This is a genomic window from Alistipes montrealensis (assembly GCF_018362775.1).
GTDB lineage: Bacteria > Bacteroidota > Bacteroidia > Bacteroidales > Rikenellaceae > Alistipes > Alistipes montrealensis.
The window spans coordinates 239,068-260,399 of record NZ_JAGYXY010000003.1; the positions used below are offsets into that span (position 1 = coordinate 239,068).

General features: G+C 46.6%; 14 protein-coding genes and 2 pseudogenes. 11 read left to right on the forward strand and 5 right to left on the reverse strand.

The window, feature by feature from the left end; genetic code table 11:
• Positions 1-22: 22 nt before the first annotated feature.
• The 4 genes from KG007_RS07200 to KG007_RS07215 form a co-directional block, all read right to left on the reverse strand.
• The gene (locus KG007_RS07200) at positions 23-961 is read right to left on the reverse strand and encodes a FimB/Mfa2 family fimbrial subunit (RefSeq protein WP_213347878.1); all 939 of its coding nucleotides are present in this window, start codon (positions 959-961) and stop codon (positions 23-25) included.
• Positions 962-1,165: 204 nt separating this feature from the next.
• Complete coding sequence (locus KG007_RS07205; RefSeq protein ID WP_213347879.1) at positions 1,166-2,299, reverse strand: hypothetical protein; 1,134 nt, start codon at positions 2,297-2,299, stop codon at positions 1,166-1,168.
• Between the two features lie 79 nt (positions 2,300-2,378).
• Entirely contained in the window at positions 2,379-3,863 is a 1,485-nt protein-coding gene (locus KG007_RS07210) for a DUF3868 domain-containing protein (protein ID WP_213347880.1), read from the reverse strand.
• A 16-nt stretch (positions 3,864-3,879) separates the two neighbouring features.
• Positions 3,880-4,458, reverse strand: coding sequence for a DUF3575 domain-containing protein (locus KG007_RS07215; RefSeq protein ID WP_213347881.1), 579 nt, complete (start codon positions 4,456-4,458; stop codon positions 3,880-3,882).
• 224 nt (positions 4,459-4,682) lie between these two features.
• Here KG007_RS07215 and KG007_RS07220 point away from each other — a divergent pair, with 224 nt between their 5' ends.
• A complete protein-coding gene (locus tag KG007_RS07220) occupies positions 4,683-5,627 on the forward strand; it encodes a helix-turn-helix domain-containing protein (protein WP_213347882.1) in 945 nt (314 codons plus the stop codon).
• Between the two features lie 188 nt (positions 5,628-5,815).
• Here the strand turns inward: KG007_RS07220 and KG007_RS07225 are convergent, their stop codons facing one another.
• On the reverse strand, positions 5,816-7,150 hold the full coding sequence (locus KG007_RS07225; RefSeq protein WP_249413276.1) for a tyrosine-type recombinase/integrase: 1,335 nt from the start codon (positions 7,148-7,150) through the stop codon (positions 5,816-5,818).
• A gap of 1,213 nt (positions 7,151-8,363) precedes the next feature.
• On the opposite strand from KG007_RS07225, the gene KG007_RS07230 reads away from it, so the two are divergent.
• From KG007_RS07230 to KG007_RS07270, 10 genes and pseudogenes are all read left to right on the forward strand, one after another.
• Positions 8,364-9,230: an IS3 family transposase gene (locus KG007_RS07230; RefSeq protein ID WP_213347884.1), complete on the forward strand. Its 867-nt coding sequence runs from the start codon at positions 8,364-8,366 to the stop codon at positions 9,228-9,230.
• A gap of 273 nt (positions 9,231-9,503) precedes the next feature.
• Positions 9,504-9,824: a plasmid mobilization protein gene (locus tag KG007_RS14045; protein ID WP_394369660.1), complete on the forward strand. Its 321-nt coding sequence runs from the start codon at positions 9,504-9,506 to the stop codon at positions 9,822-9,824.
• Positions 9,814-10,884 (forward strand): annotated as a pseudogene (locus tag KG007_RS07240) (relaxase/mobilization nuclease domain-containing protein). Before KG007_RS14045 ends, KG007_RS07240 begins: the two are co-directional and overlap by 11 nt.
• A 224-nt stretch (positions 10,885-11,108) precedes the next feature.
• Positions 11,109-11,528 (forward strand): hypothetical protein, encoded by a 420-nt coding sequence (locus KG007_RS07245; RefSeq protein ID WP_213347885.1) that lies wholly within the window; start codon positions 11,109-11,111, stop codon positions 11,526-11,528.
• A gap of 129 nt (positions 11,529-11,657) precedes the next feature.
• Positions 11,658-11,846, forward strand: a pseudogene (locus KG007_RS13950) (helix-turn-helix domain-containing protein).
• Between the two features lie 6 nt (positions 11,847-11,852).
• Positions 11,853-14,285 (forward strand): type I restriction-modification system subunit M, encoded by a 2,433-nt coding sequence (locus KG007_RS07250; protein WP_213347886.1) that lies wholly within the window; start codon positions 11,853-11,855, stop codon positions 14,283-14,285.
• A gap of 16 nt (positions 14,286-14,301) precedes the next feature.
• On the forward strand, positions 14,302-15,543 hold the full coding sequence (locus KG007_RS07255; RefSeq protein ID WP_213347887.1) for an STAS-like domain-containing protein: 1,242 nt from the start codon (positions 14,302-14,304) through the stop codon (positions 15,541-15,543).
• Positions 15,544-15,546: 3 nt separating this feature from the next.
• Positions 15,547-17,439 (forward strand): restriction endonuclease subunit S, encoded by a 1,893-nt coding sequence (locus tag KG007_RS07260; protein ID WP_213347888.1) that lies wholly within the window; start codon positions 15,547-15,549, stop codon positions 17,437-17,439.
• Between the two features lie 4 nt (positions 17,440-17,443).
• The gene (locus KG007_RS07265) at positions 17,444-20,575 is read left to right on the forward strand and encodes a type I restriction endonuclease subunit R (RefSeq protein ID WP_213347889.1); all 3,132 of its coding nucleotides are present in this window, start codon (positions 17,444-17,446) and stop codon (positions 20,573-20,575) included.
• Positions 20,575-21,270, forward strand: coding sequence for a M48 family metallopeptidase (locus KG007_RS07270; RefSeq protein WP_213347890.1), 696 nt, complete (start codon positions 20,575-20,577; stop codon positions 21,268-21,270). Before KG007_RS07265 ends, KG007_RS07270 begins: the two co-directional genes overlap by 1 nt.
• Positions 21,271-21,332 lie beyond the last annotated feature (62 nt).

The following is a 21,332-nucleotide window of genomic DNA, read 5'->3' on the forward strand; positions in this document are numbered from 1 at the left end:
GATACTCCTTTCTGTCTCTGGGTTATTGCCATCCCGGGGTGATGTCTTCGATATACCATGCAGGGATTTTGATGGTCACACCCAGAGGCGTGAATACGATGCTGATGGGGAGGCGGGCCTCCTGACGGGTGACGTCTATCACGTCGCGGTGTTGTTCCAGATAGCCGGCCATGTCGAATTCAGCCAGCGGGTTTCCTTCGGCATCTTCGAGGCGGAGCCGATGGCAGCATAGTCCGGCATCCAGCGTGCCCTGCCTATCCATGCGGAAGAGGGTGAAGTCCCGGGTGTGCCATGTATCCGTCGTAGCGTCGTAGTGCAGGTCGGGAACGACGCAGCATGTCTGCCCGGCGTTGATTTCATTGTTGAAGTCGGTCTGCGCATTCGAGTCCTCGAAACTCAGCGTGCAGGGCAATACGCCCCGTTGCCCATCCACTTCGGCGGTGGGTAATCCATGTATTTCGACATCCACGTCGATGTGCGAACTGTAAAGGCGAACCGTTTCATACAGGTATTCGTTGTTGGACGGGACTACGATCTCGCGCTGTCCCATGTAGTTGTGGTCGTGCCCCGATATCAGTCCCTCATTGCCCCATTGGGGATGCTGGATGAACATACGGCTGAAGTCGGCTGTATTCAGACCTTCCACTGTGGTACGGTCGTAAGCGTTACCCACGGCCACCAAGGTATATTTGCCTGCGGAGAGCCGGAACTGGGGAGCGATGTCGGTGCCTTCCGCGAAATCATCCTGATCGAAGGCGATGATCCTCACCAGCCGGCGGCTTTCGTCGAAGATATACAGGTCGATCTTGTCGATATACTGTTTCAGTACATCGACCTGTCCATCAGCATCGTATCGAAAGAATACGGCGACATTCTTACAGTCGTCCATGTCTTCTCTGATACAGCCGGCGATCAGGAAGGCAACCAGCAGTAACCACACTATTTTCTTGATAAAATTCATTGTTTTTAAGATGTCGATGGAATCGATCGGTTTTTATTGGGTGAAAATTGCTATTCTGCAAACTTTCTCTGAGAACGGCCGGGCATTTCATCCGGCAACACTCGGAATAACATGTCGGAAATGCCCGGCCGTTTTCAAAGTAAGTTTTGTGTCGGCCTCGCCTCCCTCACCAAGAAGGGATCGCGGGGCATGCGAAAAGCGGTGTTATTCCTTCCAGTCGGCATTGATGTCGACAACCGTCCAAGTGGCTTCCGTGACAGTAACAGTGACGCCATATACGGTTTCACCGCCTTCGTCGCCGAGGATATGCTTGTCTTTCAACTCTGCCTTGGTAATGCGGTAGATGCGACCTGCCTGCATTGTTACCGGGTCACCGTTTTGGTCGGTATACTGCTCGATCATGGCATAGCGCGGCGAGAGAACGGGATCCGCACCCTCAGCAGCTTCTGCATGTCCGAAATAAATCTTGAACTTCGGGTTGCCTGCTCCGGTGTAGAAATTGTAAGCGAAGGTTTTATCCTCCGCGGGCCAAGTTCCGCTCTCCAGGAAATTATCGCCGTTCGTGCCGTTTATCACATCTTTCAGAATTGCTGTAGCGCCGGTTCCGGTATTAGATGTTCCATCCCAGCAGTAATCGGTCAGACCAGTCGCTCCGCCCGTAGCTTTCAGGCCATCCATGTAGACTCCGTTGATGGTCAGCGCAGAATATTTGCATTCATCTTCTTCTTCGTCAGGGTGTGTTACGTGAGTGATACCCGAAACTTCCAGACGTGCGACAGGAATCGACATTTGGATCGATGCTTCGTACATCTGGTAAGTCTTATTCTCATCGCCTGACGAGGCTCCCGTCTGGGTTGTCGAGTTAGTCAGGTCAGGAGAAGCCGATTGGTCAGTCAACGTGATGTCGTTCTTGCCAACTTCGCCGTAAGCAGGAATATTCGCGGGGAGAACCTGTAATTCCGGAGTTCCGCCTATGATGGCCACATTGCTGTAATCGGCTACGCCGCCGTTAATGGTTGCTTCGATCTTTGTGGGATTTTTAACATTCCAGAAAGTCAGCTTCGTGTTGTTATCAATCTGCTTTGGGTCGATCTCGATCTTCATAGTTTGGCCCTCGTTATGTGTCAGGGTTACGGTCAACGTACCGTCGATCTCGACATTTCCGGAACCGGACGTTGGATCCACAGTGGCACGGGTTAAGATTCCCGGATTCTGGATCTTGATGCTGACGGCTCCGATACCGTCAAACTTCGGATTGTCATTGCCCTCATCCTTGTTGCAGGAGGCGAGCACCATCGCAGCGGCGAGCGCTGCAAATGCGAAATAATTTTTTTTCATACGCAACTAAGTGTTTGGAATTGTGTTGGATTGTGAATAGTAATGAGTAGTAAATTGTTACTTTACTTGTTTCTTGGATTTACAACTGGTCGATCACGCCGCGTACCTGTTCGAGGTTATGCCGTGCCTTGGCAGCTCCCGCTTCTGCGGCCTTGGCGAATGCCTCTTCGGCCTTGCGGTATTCGCCTGCTTCGGCATAGGCCACGCCGAGGGTATTGAGCAGCGTGGGGTGCGTAGCCGTGACACGGGCCTTCTCCAGCAGTTCCACGGCCTTGCCGTATTCATCGCGCGAGATGGCCTCCATCGCCAGATCGTTCAGGACAGCCGCAGCTTCGGGAAAACAACGTGCGGCGGTTCGCATTACCTTGTCGTATTCGGGCGAGCCTTTTCCATACGACCCGGCGACCTTATACATCTCCGTCAGACTCAGCAGGTCGGGACGTTCGTTCACCATGCGCCGGGCCTCTTCGAGGTTGAAATTGCGCACGTTGTACTCGATTTTATACTCGTTGCGCCGTAACAGAGGATAAATCTCGTTGAGCAGGCGCTGGTAGATGGTCGGGGGTATTAGCTGCCGGAACTCCGCTTCGGCACGATCGTGGTCGTCGGGGTATTGGGCAATAATTTCCCTGATGCGGTCGAGGCCCAACAGACCGGGGAACTCGTCGAGACGCTTTATGAAGCCTTCCCAGTCCTCACCGCAGGGATTGACGTGCAGCAGCGAACGGTCGAGATGCTCGTAACGGACGATATAATCGAGCAGAGCCTTGGCGCGGTTCTCCGAGAGCGTCTGGTTGTAGGCAACCGATCCTTCGGGCGAAGCGTAACCGGTGATATAGATCCCCGTGATCTTCACGTCGGGGTTGTTTCGCACCAAAAGGATCGAGTTGGAAACCGTATCCAGTTCGGCGCGGTTATCCTTGAAATCAGGCAGGATCTTGTAACTGTCCTGCCGGAACTGTAGACGTGCCGTACGGGTTTCGGCCCGCACTTTTACGGGTTCGGGTTCGGGAGCGATGGTATCCAGACGGTATTCGGGTACGAAAGCCGGCAGCACGTTGCCAAGCGGCTGAGCAGTTTCTTTCTTGTCACAGTTCACACAGCCATGTACTTCCTCGCGCAATTCGATCCTGCCGTCGAGCATCCATCGCTCGTAGGGAACCTTTGCGCTGTAATCGTAGCTCTGTTCCTTGCCGTTACGGCGGCGGATGACCACTTGTGCCGTTGCATCGTGGTATGGCGGCAACGCCACGCTTTCCAGCCGCTGAGCCCGCAGGTAGACCTTGTTGCGGATCCTGCCGTCTACGACGAGCGGAGGGAAGGCCCATTCGCGATTCCCGTCTTTTGAAACCAGCACGGGAGTTAGCGCGAGCGTGTGCTGCGTCCGCAGGCGCAAGCTACTCAGGTCGAAGAGCATCGAAAGTTCGACTTCGCGGTTGTTCTTGACCACCTCACGGTCGCGGAGTGCGATCTGGGAAAGATAATCCGGCTCGTTCCCTGCATGTGAAACGCCGGGAGCGTATGCCAGTAAGATAAGTATAAGCAGGGATATATGTTTTTTCATCGTTTCTCGGTATTCGTTATTTGATAATATAGATCAGCGAGATACCCGCTTTCGTCGGGCCGAAGTAGTGTTTGTCGTTGCTTCCGCGGAATTTGCCGCAGGTAGCGCAGTCGTAACGGTCGTAGTTCGTATAGACATAACCCACGCCGACGGTAGCTTCCAGATTCCAGCGTTTGCCCAGAATCCACTGGTATCCGTAGGAGATGCCGAGACCGGTGGCCCACCCCTGATAACGGTAATCCTTCACGTGCTTTTTCAAAAACGGAATGCGCACGCCGCTGATGTTGTACTCACCGTAACCGGTATGCAGGCCGAAAAAATGGCCGTTGAAACGTTCGCACAACCAATAACGGAACTCCGGCATCACCATCCAGTGTTTGAGTTTCTTGTTCGTTTCTGCGTTGAGCGTCCATGGATTGTAACCGCCCATCACTTCCAAAGTGGTTTGAGCACCCAGACCTATTTCGAGGCCAAGGTTCATCGTACCGCCTGCTGCCCAATGAAGCAAATTGGTCTTGAGGCCGAGATCCTGCGCATGAGCAGACCCGACCGAACTGAAGCAACATAGAAATACTATGGCAAGAATTTTTCTCATCTACTTATCTTTTAACTGCTTGTCCCACATAGCTGAAATACGGCAGTCTTTTTGGAAAAGACTGCCGTGTTACATTCCCGAAGAAATAATAATTGATAACCAATAAATTATATTGCTACGAAACCGAAAAAATGTTTAACCATGAAATTCGATTTGCGAAACTGTGAAACTGAAAATGTAATTCTGTGTTTTTCAATCATATAATAGCCAAACAAATAGGATAAGTGATGAAACATCAAGTAAAAGCCACCGCTCACGCCGGGGAAACATTCCGTGCGGTCAATTGTCCGGCCGGTTGTACGAGCTGTTCCGCCGAGAAAGAACATCTCGATACAAGATTCACCCGGATGCTGCTTCCCGAGGCACATCTTCTTCCCCATGCGGAGTGTCGTTCGCACCGCATCCTCTTCCTGCTTTCGGGACACCTTCATATCCGCATAGGCAGGAACGATTGCCACCAACTCACGGAACTTCAATGTATTTTCCTTGCTCGGAAACAAGAAACCGAGGTCTCAGCGCTGCGGAACAGCGAGGTGGTAACGCTCGCTTTCAACAACCGGATAACTCTCTGCCGGCACGATATGCTTGCCGAAATCATGATGAAAGAAACGTCCGTAACGGGCTCACCCATCTTGCCTGTCGTGCCTGCACTCGAAACATTCTTCGACGGGTTGGGGCCGGCCCTCGATCCCGAAGGGCCGCATCTTCCCTGTTACCACGTTATCAAGGAGCACGAACTCTTCCTGATGATGAGACACTTCTACGGGGATGCGAAACTCAAAGGTTTTTTCCGTGATATTGCCTGTCCCAAAGATGACTTCCGGACATTCGTACAATGCTCCTACCTGCAGGCCGAGAACCTTGCCGAATTGGCACGGATGGGGCACATGAGCGAAAGCTCCTTTATTCGCAGGTTCCGCGAGACGTTCCGCGAACCCTACCACACTTGGCTGGTGAAACAAAAAGCCGCAGATATAGAACGTGCAGTCCAAAACGGGATCCGCGATAACGGCGAACTGATCCGCACGTTCGGCTTCAAGAGTTACCTGGCTTTTTATCGTTTCTGCCAGCGTTATTTACATTGTTCGCCGACGGCCCTGAAAGCCAAATATGACGGCAAGAGAGCACTCTGGGGGCAGTCGGATGACCAAAAAAAGATATGTTTTTGACTGATTTTCGTGAGGGGGGGGGGCTATTGAGAATATTAAATTTTTCGTTAATTTTGCCCCCAGAAACGGTATACGAACATCTCTTTTGAAAGAACGAAAAAAGGACGTAAAAGTCTTTTCCAAAAAGACCGTATTTTTTCTGTATATCCCGCACTTTTATACAAAGCGCCCCGTTTAAGGCAAAGATATTATTTTTTTCCGTTTCGGGTCTTCTCCCGATTTATTTTTTCCGGGCTTGAATGTGCTTTCTTCAAAAGTCCTGCAACGATTTCGTTGGCTTCGTCCACCGTTTTGTTATCAAGTTCGTCGAGGTAAATCCGGGTGGTCTTTTCTGAAGTATGCCCCAGTCCGACGCTGATCACTGAGACTGGAATACCTTGTTTGCGGGCAAGGCTTGCCCAACTGTGGCGAGCCACGTTGAAGGAGAGTGCGACCGGCAGTGCCAAACGCTTGCGGATGTCCCGGAAAAACCGCAGGTAATGGGACAGACTGTATTTATAGCGCAAGTAGAGCTTTGTCTCGAATTGTTTGCGTTCGTCCGGCGTTGTCCCGTTGTATACGAGCGGGTGCAGGAGTCCGTCGTCCTCAAAATCGAGCATTACGGGCAATGCCCATGGCGAACACCCTTCTCGGTAACGGTCGAGTATCGCCTGTACTTCGGGAATGATTCGCACCGAATATACCTGTCCGGTCTTACGGCGGCGGTAATGGAGCATTCCGTCCCGAATATCCTCCTGCCGCAGATAGGCCATATCCACGAACGACATCCCGCGGCAGTAGAAACTGAACATGAACATATCGCGGGCACAATTCAGTTTGTAGGAGTCCGGAAACTCGGACTGTGCGACACGTCGAATCACATCGGCACTTACAGCCAGTTTGCGAGTTTTTTCGATCCGGATGGGCACGACATCGAAAGGCGACTTGCCCCGGGTCACATACCCGCGTTTCTGAGCCTTGTTGTAGAGAGCCCGAAAATTACTCATGTAGAAAGAGACCGTATTGGGTTGCAGGGGAACCTGCCGGAGGTGCTGTTCGAAATCGAGCAGCAGATTCTCGTCCACGTTGTCGAAATGGATACGGCGGTTTCCGATGAATTTTTCGAAGGCGACCAGCGTCGCATTGTACTTGTTGGCTGTGCCCTGCGCTCCCTCTTTGCGCAACTCCTCGATCTGCCGGGCGAAGAAGGTATGCACATAGCGGTTGTCGTAGCGCTGGTGGTAAGCTTGCGTGACATCCCGGACAGAGAAGGGTTTTCCTTCGTGTTGCAACTCGGTCAGGACACGCTGTATCTCCTCCTTTTGTTTTTCCAGAAAGATGTTGACCTCGCGGATAAAGGCCATATGGGCTTTGCTCCGGGAGGTGGGAGCTGCTTTTCCGCGCTGTCGGTCGAACTCTCCGGGCAGTAACCGGTAGGGGGTGAATATGACGCCTCGGCGGCGTTCCCGGATCAGTTGTATGACGAGCGTGTAGCGACCGTCGGGACTTCCGCGACGAATATTGAGCATCGGCTTGATGCTCATATTCAGTCGTTTTTTCTGGTTATTTCCATCCATAATGCCTTTTTAACTGGTAAGATAATAAACCGTAAAGTTGGCATTTTCAAACGCATGATTAAAGTATTGACAGATCGGGGTATTGTCGGTTTTGTATTTTCTTTTTGCCATTGCTTTTCCGGTATTATCTTTCGGGATATAACCGACAAATATAAGGCCATGATAATGATGGCAGACAGTGTTGCGCCGAATCATCCGTAACGATGGAAGGTAAGTCTGTAAAGTTGAAAAAATAATCGCAGAATCGCTACGGGTTCTGTTGCGGACACGAGTGACATGCGCCCGATCGGCATATTTCGTTCCTCATACAGGATTTCTGTCAGCCTACATCCTTTATTTGGGAAAGGAATCACCGGCTTTATTTGTCGGTCGTCCGGACTGATAACGGAAACTCAGAAAGATTTATTATTAAAAAACTTAAATATTACCGTTTTTTGAATGAGCCGAGGGTGATATAACAAGAAAAAGCCCAGCCACAAGATCCCTCAAGGAGAACTTCCGCAACTTTTGTTAGAAATTATTCGGTCGGATTTTTGTTCTCGTCAGAGAACTGCAAATTGTGTTTTCGTCGGATAAACTATCTCAAAGACGTAATTCATCACTCGGCTGAACGACTTTTATTTACAAGTTCAACGCATTTGGACATACCCATAATCAATTGGCGGAAAATACCGGCGTTATTCAGCATAAAGTTTATTTATAAGGTTTCGACTGGACGTTCAAGCAAGGGCTAATAAAAAGCGATTTTGGATATAAGCTTTTGATGGAACTTCCGCATGTAGATTGTTTTTAGCGTTTCATTGGTTATGACGCTTATCTGTTGCGGTGAAAATCCGGCATAGAGCAGGCACAGCAATTCCACAAAACATGGCTTGATTTTCGGATATTCGGACTTGAAATTGGAAATCACATTATCGTATTGTTGATTCAGGGTATTCTCCAAATCCGACATTATCGTTTTATCCAAAATCTTTTCGATGCATTGTTTGATTTGCCAATTCCAAAAATTTTTCGTATCTTGCAATAGGTTATTTGAAATGCGGTATTTGAGCGCAACTAGCTGAAAATAAACCGTTTCCTTTTCGTTGCCTACTCTCTTTGCAAAAATGTAACGACCCGATAAATCAAGTCGTTACATCTCTTTAATCCCACACTGAAATGCCTGCCGTTTCTGTGCGGGTTGTTCGGTTATACCCGTCAGGCCTATTATAAACATTTACGGCGTAATAGGGAAGGATCCTTGTCCGACACCCTTCTTTTGGAGCGGGTGGGTTACTACCGGAAACTGATGCCCAGGCTCGGCGGTCGTAAACTGTGGCATTTGCTGCAACAAGACGGATTTCCGGTCAGCCGAGATCGGTTATTTACGCTGCTTTCGGAAAACAATCTTCTGGTCAAACGTCGGAAGAAATACAGCGTTACGACCTGCTCGCAGCACTGGATGCGTAAATATCCGAATCTGATCCGGGGTTTCGACCTCGAGCGGCCGCATCGTTTATGGGTCGGAGATATTACGTACATTTCTTTGAAAGAAGGATTTGCATATCTGGCTTTGATAACGGATGCCTATTCCAAACGGATCGTAGGCTATGATCTGAATACGACATTGGAACGGGACGGAGCGCTCCGTGCACTGAGGATGGCCATAGATCAGACTCCGCAGCAAAAACGGCAAGGGTTAATCCATCATTCGGACAGAGGATGCCAATATTGTTCGAAAGAATATGTGAAATTGCTGACCGATAATGGGATTCGCATCAGCATGACTGAAAAGGGCGATCCGTATGAGAATGCCGTTGCCGAACGGGTGAACGGTATTCTGAAGAGCGAATGGATCGACGAGGAATGTTTTGAAAGTTTTCAGGCAGCAAAAGAACGCATCGATGAGATCGTTATCCTTTACAATTCACTCAGACCTCATGCCAGTTGCGATTGGCTTACGCCCTTGGAAGCGGAACTTAGAACCGGAAAACTCAAACATCATTGGGGCCGAAAGACGGTTGTTCGGAAGGCATATGTAAACTTATATCAGGTCAATATTTTTTGAACCCAAATGCTTATCTTTAATTATCAATCTCTGTAAACCTTTTTCAGGACGGGACAATCGTAATATTGCACCCGGAACAGCCCCGGCATCGGGAGTTGCGGCGGAGGATTCCGAAAACTTCGGGAAGAGATTCTCCGGTGCGGATTCTTCGCCTCACATGAGGCGAGTAAGTTTGTGTTTTCGTAAACGAAAACCTACCTGCGCCGAACATCCCGTTGGTCTAACTCCTGCAAACAAACCGATGAAACAAACACAGAACAAGGGCGGCCGGAATTGAATAAAGGTCGTGTTCGCCAATATATCGTCAGTACGCGGCTCGATACGGAGCATTATTTACGTCTTCAGTCATTGGCCCGTACTTCGGGACAGCGTTCGGCGGAAATCGTCCGACAACTGCTTCAGACGGGAGAGGTACGAGAACGCCTGCGTCGCGAGCATCTGGATTTCATAACCCAGCTCAAAGGCATAGCTCGCAACTTGAATCTACTGACACGGCTTGCCCATGCGAAAGGATTTTCAAGTGTCGTATCCCGTCACGCGACCATCATGGCAAGCCTCGAAGCCCTGCTAAAACAGATCCGTGATGATCGGTAAAATCATTGCCGGTTCATCCTTTGCCGAGACTGTCGGCTATGTGATGAAGGAACTGTCGCGCGTCCTCGATGCCGAAGGCGTAACCCCGCCGGAGGTAAAGAACATAATCGAGGATTTTAAGGATCAGACCCGACTGAACCCTCGGTTGAAAAACACGGTCAGGCATATCTCCCTCTCGTTTTCGCCGAAAGATGCACCGCTCATGACCGATGCGCTGATGACGCAGATCGCCAAAGAATATATGCAGAAAATGGGTATTACCGACACGCAATATCTGCTGGTACATCACCTCGACCAGTCCCATCCTCACTACCATCTGGTCTACAACCGGGTCGGGAACAAGGGGCAGACTATGTCGGACAAGAATATCAAAATACGCAATACGAAAGTCTGCCGGAAACTGACCGAGAAATACGGGTTGCATCTTGCGCAGGGAAAGGACAGCGTGCAGCGGAAGCGATTGCGCGAACCGGACAAGAGCAAATACGAAATATATGATGCGATCAAAGGGTGGCTGCCCAAGTGTAAGAGATGGAACGATCTGGAAGATAGATTAAAAGAGCAAGGTATCAACGTCCGCTACAAGTATTGCGGAAATACCGACCGAAAACAAGGCGTTCTATTTTCAAAAAACGACTTCGAGTTTTCGGGGTCGAAGATCGACCGGCAACTCAGCTTCTCGAAACTGAATCGGCATTTTGCGTACGCGCAACAGCAAACCCGACATCGAAGCGCTATTGTCAAAGACTTCCATACGGCGGCAGGCACCTACCGTTCGGCCTTCTCCGGTCTGTTCGGAACGGGTGGCGGAAAGACCGACACGGATAGGCCGACGGTCAATTTCGGCGGTAATATCGGCGAACTTCCGTTGCCACCGAATAGTTCACCCGTCGGATTGTCCGTCGCCTAATTGCAATGCAAATCCGGCGAGAGTCCCGAAGAGTACCTCGCCCGCATCACGGGTTTGCTCAATACCGTCGTCGAAGCGATGGCGATTGCCGTAATGGAGCGGAAACGTCGTTTGCGAGAACGCATGACCAAACCCAAGCAGAAATTGTAAACAGGAAGCGATACAATCATGAAAGAAAATAATATGATGTCCTACGAAATGTATGAAGACTTCAAGGAGACGATGGCCAAAACCATCAAGACCGAACTATCGGCAAAAACAGCAAACAATAATCAATCAAGTGACAATGACTTGTCGCAACGATTGGAGCAAATCGTATATTATATATAGAACAAGAGCGGCATCAGGCGATAATAATCCAGCTTGCCGGACGATTGGAGAGCAAAGAGCAGAACTATACCAAAACGCAAACCGGTATCGATAATCTGCAAGCATCTGTCGAGGCAATCAAAATCCCCGCCGAACTGCCGCCGAGAATAACCCAACACCGAGTGATTTTCAGCTCCGAATCCCCATTCGTCATTTATTTGGTGCTATTTCTTTTCATAAGCTGCATGATCTTGTCGTCGGCACTCTATTTCGTTACCCAACCGAACCGCGACCGCATCGACAACGACCTGAAATACCGGTATATAAAGATGAACGGCGAAGCGACACCCGACCGTATTGCTGAACTGGAAGAGCTATTCGAATTAAACCGCGACAACGCAAAAATCCGTCAGAAAAAAAAGACGTTGAAGAATATGAACACACTATCCGCCAGAAAATCGAACTTGAAGAACAGGCGAGACTGAAAGAACGGGAAGTCGAAAAACTTAACAAAAAAGCTTCTCGATTAAAAAGAGAGCATTAGGTCTTTTGGAGTTATAGCTAACAATTTCATATCTTTATGCGAAATATGTTTCATTTTGTCCACAAAATATATGAATAGGATTAAGGAAGTGCTTGAAGAAAAGGGTGTTAAACAGATATGACTGACCGAACAGCTCGGTAAGAGTTTCAGTATGATAAATGCCTATGCCTGCAATCGTCGTCAACCTAATCTGGAATTGCTCTTTGAAATTGCACGCATTCTTCAAGTCAACCCTAAAGATTTAATCAGTAGCAAATAATATAATATGGCAATCAAGAAATCGGAATTATATAGTACCCTTTGGAAATGTTGCGATGAGTTACGCGGAGGTATGGATGCAAGCCAATACAAGGATTATGTATTGGTGATTCTGTTCGTGAAATATATCAGCGACAAAAGCCGCAACGACCTTAATTTCATGATAGATATTCCCGCCGGCTGCCACTTCGAGGATTTTGTCGCTTTGAAAGGCCATGCCAATATCGGCGAAGAGATGAACAAGAAAATGGCGGCTTTGTCCGAAGCTAATCAGTTGGACGGAGTGTTTATCGCGGATTTCGATGATGAAACCAAACTCGGCAAGGGCAAGGATAAGGTTGAAACATTAAGCGGACTTATCGGTATATTCCAAACATCAGATCTCGATTTCAGCAAAAACCGTGCGGCTGATGACGATCTTATAGGCGATGCCTATGAGTATTTGATGAAGAATTTTGCAACTGAAAGCGGAAAAAGCAAAGGTCAATTCTATACTCCTGCGGAGGTTAGCCGCGTCATTGCAAAGGTTTTGGGGCTCGACAAGGTGAACAGCATCCGTACCACCATCTATGACCCGACATGCGGTTCCGGTTCATTGCTTCTTCGCGCCAAAGCCGAAACTCCCACGGATGCGACCTTGTACGGACAGGAAAAAGACAATGCCACAGTCGGGCTGGCGAAAATGAACATGATTCTTCACAACGACCCCTATGCAACGATCAAACAGGGCGACACGCTCAACGACCCTCAATATAAAGACGATTCGGGAAATTTGCAGACATTCGATTTTGTGGTTGCCAATCCTCCTTTTTCTACCAAATCATGGTTGAAAGGAGCAAAAGAAGAGGATCAATATAAGCGCTGGGGATCGTCAATCGGCATTCCTCCAGAGAAAAACGGCGACTACGCCTTTCTGCTCCATATCGTTCGGTCAATCAAACAAACAGGATGCGGTGCTTGTATCCTTCCGCACGGCGTGCTATTCAGAGGCAATGCCGAAGCGCAAATCCGTAAATATCTTGTAGCCGAAAAACGATATATCAAAGGCATTATCGGTTTGCCTGCCAACCTTTTCTTCGGGACCGGAATACCGGCCTGCATTATCCTTATCGAAAAATCCGAAGCCTCCAACCGCAAAGGTGTTTTTATGATCGATGCAAAATTCGGCTTCATGAAAGACGGAGCGAAAAACCGGCTGCGCGAACAGGATATCCGTCGTATCGTAGACCTTTGGCAGACCCAACGCGATGTCCCACATTTCGCCCGATTCGTTCCGATGGAAGAGATCGAACGTAATGATTACAATCTGAATATTCCGCGTTATATTTCAGCTCCCGACACCGAAATTTTGCAAGACATCGACGCGCATTTGCGCGGTGGGCTGCCTGCGCATGATATTGAACAACTTTCCGACTATTGGCTGGTCTGTCCCTCTTTACGCGAAGATCTTTTCCGACCGCATGTCTCTCGCACGGGATATTTCACGTTGAAATGCAAATCGTCAGCCGTGCACGATACAATTATGGCCAACACCGATTTCCTTAATCAGACCGAAATTTTTTATCGAAGTTATACCGAATGGTGCGATCGACACCGCGCAAACCTTTACGCCCTTACTACGGGATTTGCGCCGAAACATCTTATCGAAGAATTGAGCGATTCGCTGCTCTCTATTTTCAAGCGGGATGAATCACTGGTTGATGCCTATGATGTGTATGACTGCCTGATGAACTATTGGAGCGAAACCATGCAGGATGATTGTTATCTGATCGCTGCCAACGGATGGAAAGCGGGGCTATATACGCCGCAGCCGGCGGCTAAAAAGAGAGATGCAAAGCCGAAAGAGAAGAAAGCTTCCGCACCGGAGGATGTCGTGTGCGACTTATTGCCCGTTTCGATTGTGATCGACGAGTATTTCGCGAAGGAGAAGCATCTTATTACGGCTTCCGACGAGTTATTGAGCGACAAAGAAAACCAATTAAATGAAATGCTGGAAGAGCACTCGGAAGGCGTATTAGACGAAGATAATTTTGCCGATGGAAAGTTCTCCGACAGCAACGTCAAAAAACGAATCAAAGCACTCGACAAAAAATCGGATGCCGATGAAATAGCCATTCTTACGCAATATCTCAAATTGAAAGAGGATATTTCGCTGACGAAGAAAACGCTGAAAACTTTGAAATACGATTTACTTACGGCTTTGATCGTCAAATATGCTGGGCTTACAGAAGGCGATATCAAACGCTTGGTTATCGAAAAGAAATGGCTCGCAGCTCTTTCGGCCCGGCTCGACAGTGAGATGCAACGAATCGGTCAACAACTGACCTCGAAAGTTTCTGCACTCGCCGAACGCTATGCTCAGACGCTTCCGGAAATCGACGCCGCAATCGCCGACCTCGAAGCCAAAGTCTCCACACACTTGAAACAGATGGGATATTAATAAAATACGATAAGTTATGCGCTGGTTTAGTGATGTTCTTGTTTCAAAAGATAGTGATATTATAACGATTCACTCTCTACAGAATGCTAACGCAGTTGATGATTTTATTAAACAGATACGCAAAGGACATTTGAAGGAGGGTTACGAGCAATTGACTATAAATTTTGATAAATCAATACAGGGTGTTTTTCCTAATGCTGCGGTGCCAATTGCTGGTATTATAGATTTCTTCCGCCAAGAAAAGAAATTGCAGATAGATGGTAAAAGTTATGATGTAAATTTGCAAAATATTCTAATACCATATGAACTTCCTTTGCATAAAACAAGTTTAGATAGAGCATTGGGCAAGATTTGGAAATTTAGGTCATCGAACGATGTTTATGAAATTCAATCGGCTATAATTCAAGAATTAAGGCGCTCAGATCAATTCGCAACTGGTATTCTAGAGGGTATAGAATGGTCTATAAACGAAATTATGGACAATGTGTTAAACCACTCTAAATCTTCATGTGGATTTATTATGGGGCAACTACACAAAACCTCCAAGCATGTGGTATTTACAATCTACGATGCAGGCATTGGAATCTACAAATCGTTAAAGCACTCTATTCATGCTCCGAGAAACAATGCTGATGCTCTTACATTGTGCATCCAAGCAGGTGTAACAAGAGATAAAAAGGTTGGACAAGGCAATGGCATGCATGGACTATTTTCTTTGGTTAAGGAAGGAAATGGCAGATTAGTTATAACCTCTGAAAGGGATTCGTACCACTATTGTAATGGGGAAGCTAAGATTTTGCGAAATAAGCATTGCTATCCAACTGATCAAAGATGTAGTACAACTGTAGATTTTCAATTGGATTACTCAAAGGATATTTCAATAGAGAAAGTTCTCACCTTTCAAGGGCGTAGTTTTGATTTTGTGAATTTATATGCGGAACAATTAGAGAATGAGCAAGGTGAACTTGTTTTTAAAATTGCAACATTGGCTGAGGGTACTGGCACAAGAGAGTCCGCAATTCGTCTTAAGAATGAGATATTAAACCTGATGAAGAGCAATTCTAAAATCTCCATTCTTGATTTTGAAGGTGTGAGCCTTGTGACATCTTCTTTTATAGATGAACTTGTTGCTAAACTATTGGTTGATTTAGGTCTGTTCCAATTTAATCAAAGAATTAAGTTGGCAAATATGACTTCGCTGTTACAGCAAACACTTCAGAAATCTGTGATTCAGAGAATAATAGAAGAGTATAAATAATATATGAATATACCAACAGGATATAAACAGACCGAACTGGGAATTATTCCAGAGGAATGGGAAATTATGCAATTAGGAGATATAGGCATTTTCTCTAAAGGGAATAGTATTTCCAAAGCTGAATCTAATTCTGGAAATATTCCATGTGTAAGATATGGTGAAATATACACCGTACATGATATTTATATCAAAAAGTTCTATTCTTTTATATCTAAAGATATCGCAAAGCATTCAAAATTATTAAAAAATGGCGATATCCTTTTTGCTGCATCAGGAGAAACAAAAGAGGATATTGGTAAATGTGTTGCTTTTATATCCAATCGCGAAGCATATGCAGGCGGAGATATCATTATATTAACACCAAACATAAATGATTTCGATGGGAAATATTTAGGTTTTATCCTCAATACATCTAAACTCTCTAAACAAAAAGCGTCGAAAGGGCAAGGCGACGCTATTGTACATATTACTACCAAATCTCTATCTAAGCTAATAGTCCCGATTCCTGCCACAATTAAGGAACAGCGAGCTATAGCCGAAGCACTAAGTGATGCAGATGCGTTGATTGCGGCACTCGACAAGAAAATCGCAAAAAAACGCCTTATCAAACAAGGTGCAATGCAACAACTTCTAACCGGCAAAAAACGTTTGCAAGGGTTTAAGGGAGATATTCAAAGAGTTACTTTGTCTGAATTAGGACGTTTTGTTAGTGGGAATGGATTTCCTCTACAATATCAGGGGAATTTGATTGGCGATTATCCTTTTTATAAGGTTTCCGATTTCAATACAAAGGGCAATGAAAATTATTTGAATATTTCAAATAACTATATAACAAAAGATATTGCAAATAATCTAAAATGCAATATAATACCCAAGAATTCTATTGTTTTTGCAAAAATCGGCGCGGCCATACTCTTAGAACGCAAAAAGATATGTTTAACAGATTGCTGTATTGATAATAATATAATGTCCTTTATACCAAATGAGAGTATTGACGCCTTATTTGTTTGTTATTTTTTACGAACTATTTCATTTGGAGAATTAGTAGAAACAACAGCTTTGCCAAGTCTTGGAATAAAGGCATTAGGTGAAATTATTGTTAATCTACCTTCTACTGTTGAAGAGCAAAGAGCCATAGCAAAGACTTTATTGGATATGGACAAGGAGATTGCAGATTTGGAAGTGTGTCGCGATAAGTACAAACTTATCAAAAGCGGTATGATGCAGAAATTATTAACCGGACAAATACGTTTAGTTAAGCCGTTAGCGCCGATTATTCCGCTTGAAACTCCAGATGCTCAAATTCGTGAAATTCCTCTGCAAACACATGTAGTTGCCGGACATATCGTAAATGCATTATATCAATCATCAGGATGGGGACGTACCAAATTGCAAAAATCGTTGCATTTGGTCGGGTATCATTGCCAACTCGATTTCGGAAACGACTATATTCGCAATACGGCAGGACCAGACGATCAGGTGATGATGAATCACATCGACAGTAAGTTCAAGCAATATCGTCATGTCAAAATAGAGGCAAAAAAAGAGAATGGCAAGACACGATATAATTATATTCCTACTACAATGATCGACGAATTGGAACAGGTGTATGAAACACATCCTCAAACAATTCGCCACGCAGTCGATTCTTTGATAAACAAAATTAAAAAGATGGATTTGACCCGTGCAGAGATTGTTTCGACGCTATATGCCGTATGGAACAACCGAATCATAAAAGAGGAACCGATATCCGACGATCTGTTACTGGAAGATTTCTATGCTTGGAGTAAGCACAAATCGGATTTCAGTCGAGACCTTGTATTGCAAGGATTAATTTATATGCGCAAGGAGGGAATTATTCCGACGGGCTGGGGAAAATATATTGGAAAGAAATAAGAACATGGACACAAACATCGGGGCAAAGGAACGAATCTCGCAGGAACGGCTTGTCGGGCTGTTTCAAAACATATTGCAATACGATTATCTCGGTAATTGGGAATACCGCGAAGGCAATGCGAATGTAGAGGAGGTGTTGTTGCATCGTTATTTGAAGAGACGGAGTTATGCCGATAAGGAGATCGACAAGGCCGTTGCGAAACTCAAACAAGCAGCGGCCAATATCGGCATAGGTTTGTACAACGCCAACCATGAGGTCTATACGTTGCTGCGTTATGGCGTAAACGTGCAGTCGGAAGTATCGGAGCACAAAAAGATGGTACACCTTATCGACTGGGCGAACCCGATGGAGAATGATTTTCAGCTTGCCGAAGAGGTGACTGTACAAGGCAAAAGCGACCGCCGCCCCGATCTGGTCATTTATGTCAACGGAATCGCCGTAGCCGTCATCGAGCTCAAACGCAGCAAGGTGTCCGTTCATGAAGGGATTCGTCAGAACATCCGCAATCAAGAAGACGAATATATTCCCCGATTCTTTACGACCGTACAATTGTTGTTCGCAGGTAATGATACCGAGGGGCTGCATTACGGAGTAATCAAAACACCCGAAAAGTTCTGGCTTCGTTGGAAAGAACCGTGCGGCGAACCGTGTGAACCTTCTCTGTTTACACCAGATTGTCATCCGAATGAACTGGATCGCAGCGTTTTGCAATTTTTCGAACCGCATCGGCTGTTGGAATACATACACGATTTTATTATTTTCGACGGCGGCCGCAAAAAGACAGCCCGACCGAATCAGTATTTCGCAATCAAGGCGGCGCAACCACGTGTGCGTAATAAAGAAAGCGGCATTATCTGGCATTCGCAAGGTGCAGGGAAAAGTCTTACGATGGTTTGGTTGGCACAGTGGATTCGCGAAAATGTTGTGGATGCCCGTGTGGTCGTCATCACCGATCGTGACGAACTGGACAAACAGATCGAAACCGGATTCAAGGATGCGGGTGAGAAAATCCGACGCGCCCGAAGCGGAGCACAATTGGTCTCGATGCTCAATGAAGCCGAACCGTGGCTGATTTGCACCCTCATCCATAAATTCGGCAACCGAAACGATAACGACGGCATATCAGTCGGAGGGAAAAAAGCGGTAAAATCGCTCGATTTCTATTTGGAGGAGGTTGCAAAGAAGCTTCCGCAGGGGTTTCAGGCCAAAGGCAATATCTATGTCTTTATCGACGAGTGTCATCGCTCGCAGGGCGGTATGCTGCACGAAGCGATGAAGCATATCATGGGTGAACGTGTCATGTTAATCGGCTTTACCGGAACCCCATTATTGCATACGGACAAGAAGAAATCCATCGAGACATTCGGTTCATACATACACAGCTATAAATTCCACGAAGCCGTTCGAGACAAGGTTATCCTCGACCTACGCTACGAAGCCCGGAATGTGGAGCAATTCCTCGGCAAGCGCGAAAAGATCGACGAGTGGTTCGATTCCAAGACAGCAGGGTTGAGCAAGGTCGCCCGGTCGCTACTGAAAGCGCGCTGGGCGAAGATGGAAAAATTGTTCAGCAGCAAGGAACGTATCCATCGCATCGTGGCGGATATATGCCAAGATATGGATACGAAACGGGCCCTGTCGGGCGGATACGGCAATGCAATGCTTGTAGCCGATTCTATTTATCAGGCCTGTCGCTATTGGGAGGTGTTCCAATCTACTGAATTGAAAAGGCATTGCGCCGTTGTGACGAGCTACGATGCGAACAGTTCGTCGGTAAAGGACGAATACGTCGGCGAAGGCGAAACGGAAGATTTTACCAAATACGAAATCTACAAAAGAATGATCGGCGACCGCACGCCCGAACAGTTCGAAGCATGGGCGAAGAAGGAATTCGTAGAACATCCAGCAGATATGAAACTGCTGATCGTCGTGGATAAATTGCTCACCGGATTCGATGCGCCGTCGGCTACCTACCTGTATATTGACAAAAAGATGCGTGACCACAACCTGTTTCAGGCGATTTGTCGCGTGAACAGAGTGGACAGCGACGAAAAGGATTTCGGTTATATCATTGATTATCAAGATTTGTTTGGTGCTATCAAAAACGCAATCGAAGATTATACGAACGGGGCGTTCGATCAATATGACGCTGCAGATATTCAAGGCTTACTGACCAATCGTCTGACCGAGGGACGCAAAGGGTTAGAAGAAGCCATACAAGCGGTATATACATTGTGCGAACCCGTAAATCCGCAAACGCAAGCCGGATATTTCGCCTATTTCGTTTATTCGGAAACAACGCCAATCAAGGAACAGCAGGATGAATGCAAAGCGAATGCCGCGAAGCGCGAAACATTCTATAAACAGGTGTCGGTTCTCGTCCGTCGATATATTGATATTGCCAACGAAATGGCGGCGGCGGGATACACGAAAGAAGAGGCCAAGCATATCAAACAGCAGGTCGATTATTTCAACAACCTGAAAGATGAAATAAAACTCAAAAGTGGCGATGCACTTGATTTGAAATTGTATGATCCGGCCATGCGCCAGTTAATCGACAACTACGTGCGGGCCGACGACAGCGAGAAACTGGTCGAGTTGGCTGATGTTTCTTTTCTTGATTTGCTTGATATTGACGGCGTACAAGCCATCGAAGCTCTTCCTAAGAATATTCGGCAGAACGAGCGCTCTGTTGCCGAAGTGTTGGCTGCCAACATGCGCAAGATGATTATCAGCGAGCGACCGAACAATCCCGCTTATTTCGACAGAATGTCAGATTTGCTGAATCAATTATTACAGAAACAGCACGATGGGAAATTGCAATATAAAGAGTTGATCGAACAGCTTATCGAAAAGCTCAAAGAAATGCGTTCGGAAACACGTACGAAATATCCGACAACGCTCGATACCAAAGGAAAACGTGCCCTATACGATAATCTGAATCATAACGAAGAACTCGCAATTCGCGTACACAATGCCGTAAAAGCTAATGCCCGAGATGGCTTCAGGGATGTAAGCGGCAGCAGATTGAAGATGAAAGCAGTGCGCAAAGCCGTCCGCAATGCTTTACCAGACACGACAGAAGACAAGATTGATGATATTATGCAAATTATCATCTCACAAAAAGAGTATTGATGACTGTTATCACCCTATCCGATCTGTCTGCCGAGATTGAGTGGAAGGCTATCAAAAACGTGCATTTGACCATCTATCCGCCCGATGCGCGAATACATGTCTCTGCTCCCCTTGCCATGACAGAAGATGCTATCAGGTTATTTCTAATAACTAAACTTCCGTGGATTCGGCAACGTGTGTCGCAGATTCTCGATCAAAACCGCCAGACGCCTCGCGAATATGTTTCGGGAGAAAATCACTATTACAAAGGACAACGGTATCGTTTGAAAGTCGTTTACGACCATATTCCTGCAAAAGTCGAAGTGCAAGGGAACGAATATCTTGTTTTGCATGTTCGCGAAAACTGCCCGTTGGAACGCAGAGCCGAGATACTTAAAGAGTGGTATCGTGCAGAGTTGAAAAAACTGTTGCCTGCTTTAATTGCCAAATGGGAAAAAATTCTGGATGTTCGGGCAAATAAATGGGAGGTAAAACAGATGAAAACCCTGTGGGGAAGTTGCAATCACCGGACACGAAATATCATCTTTAATCTGGAGCTTATCAAAAAGCCGTTGCATTGTATCGAGTATATCGTTGTCCATGAGTTGCTGCATATCAGGGTGCGATTGCACAATGAAGAATTTACAACTTTACTGAACCGCTATTTTCCCAATTGGAAGCAGCTGAAAGAAGAGTTGAATGAATTTATCGTGTAGGTATTACAAATGTATGACAAACAAAAAAGAAAACCGCGTTACAAGTCACTGCAACGCGGTTT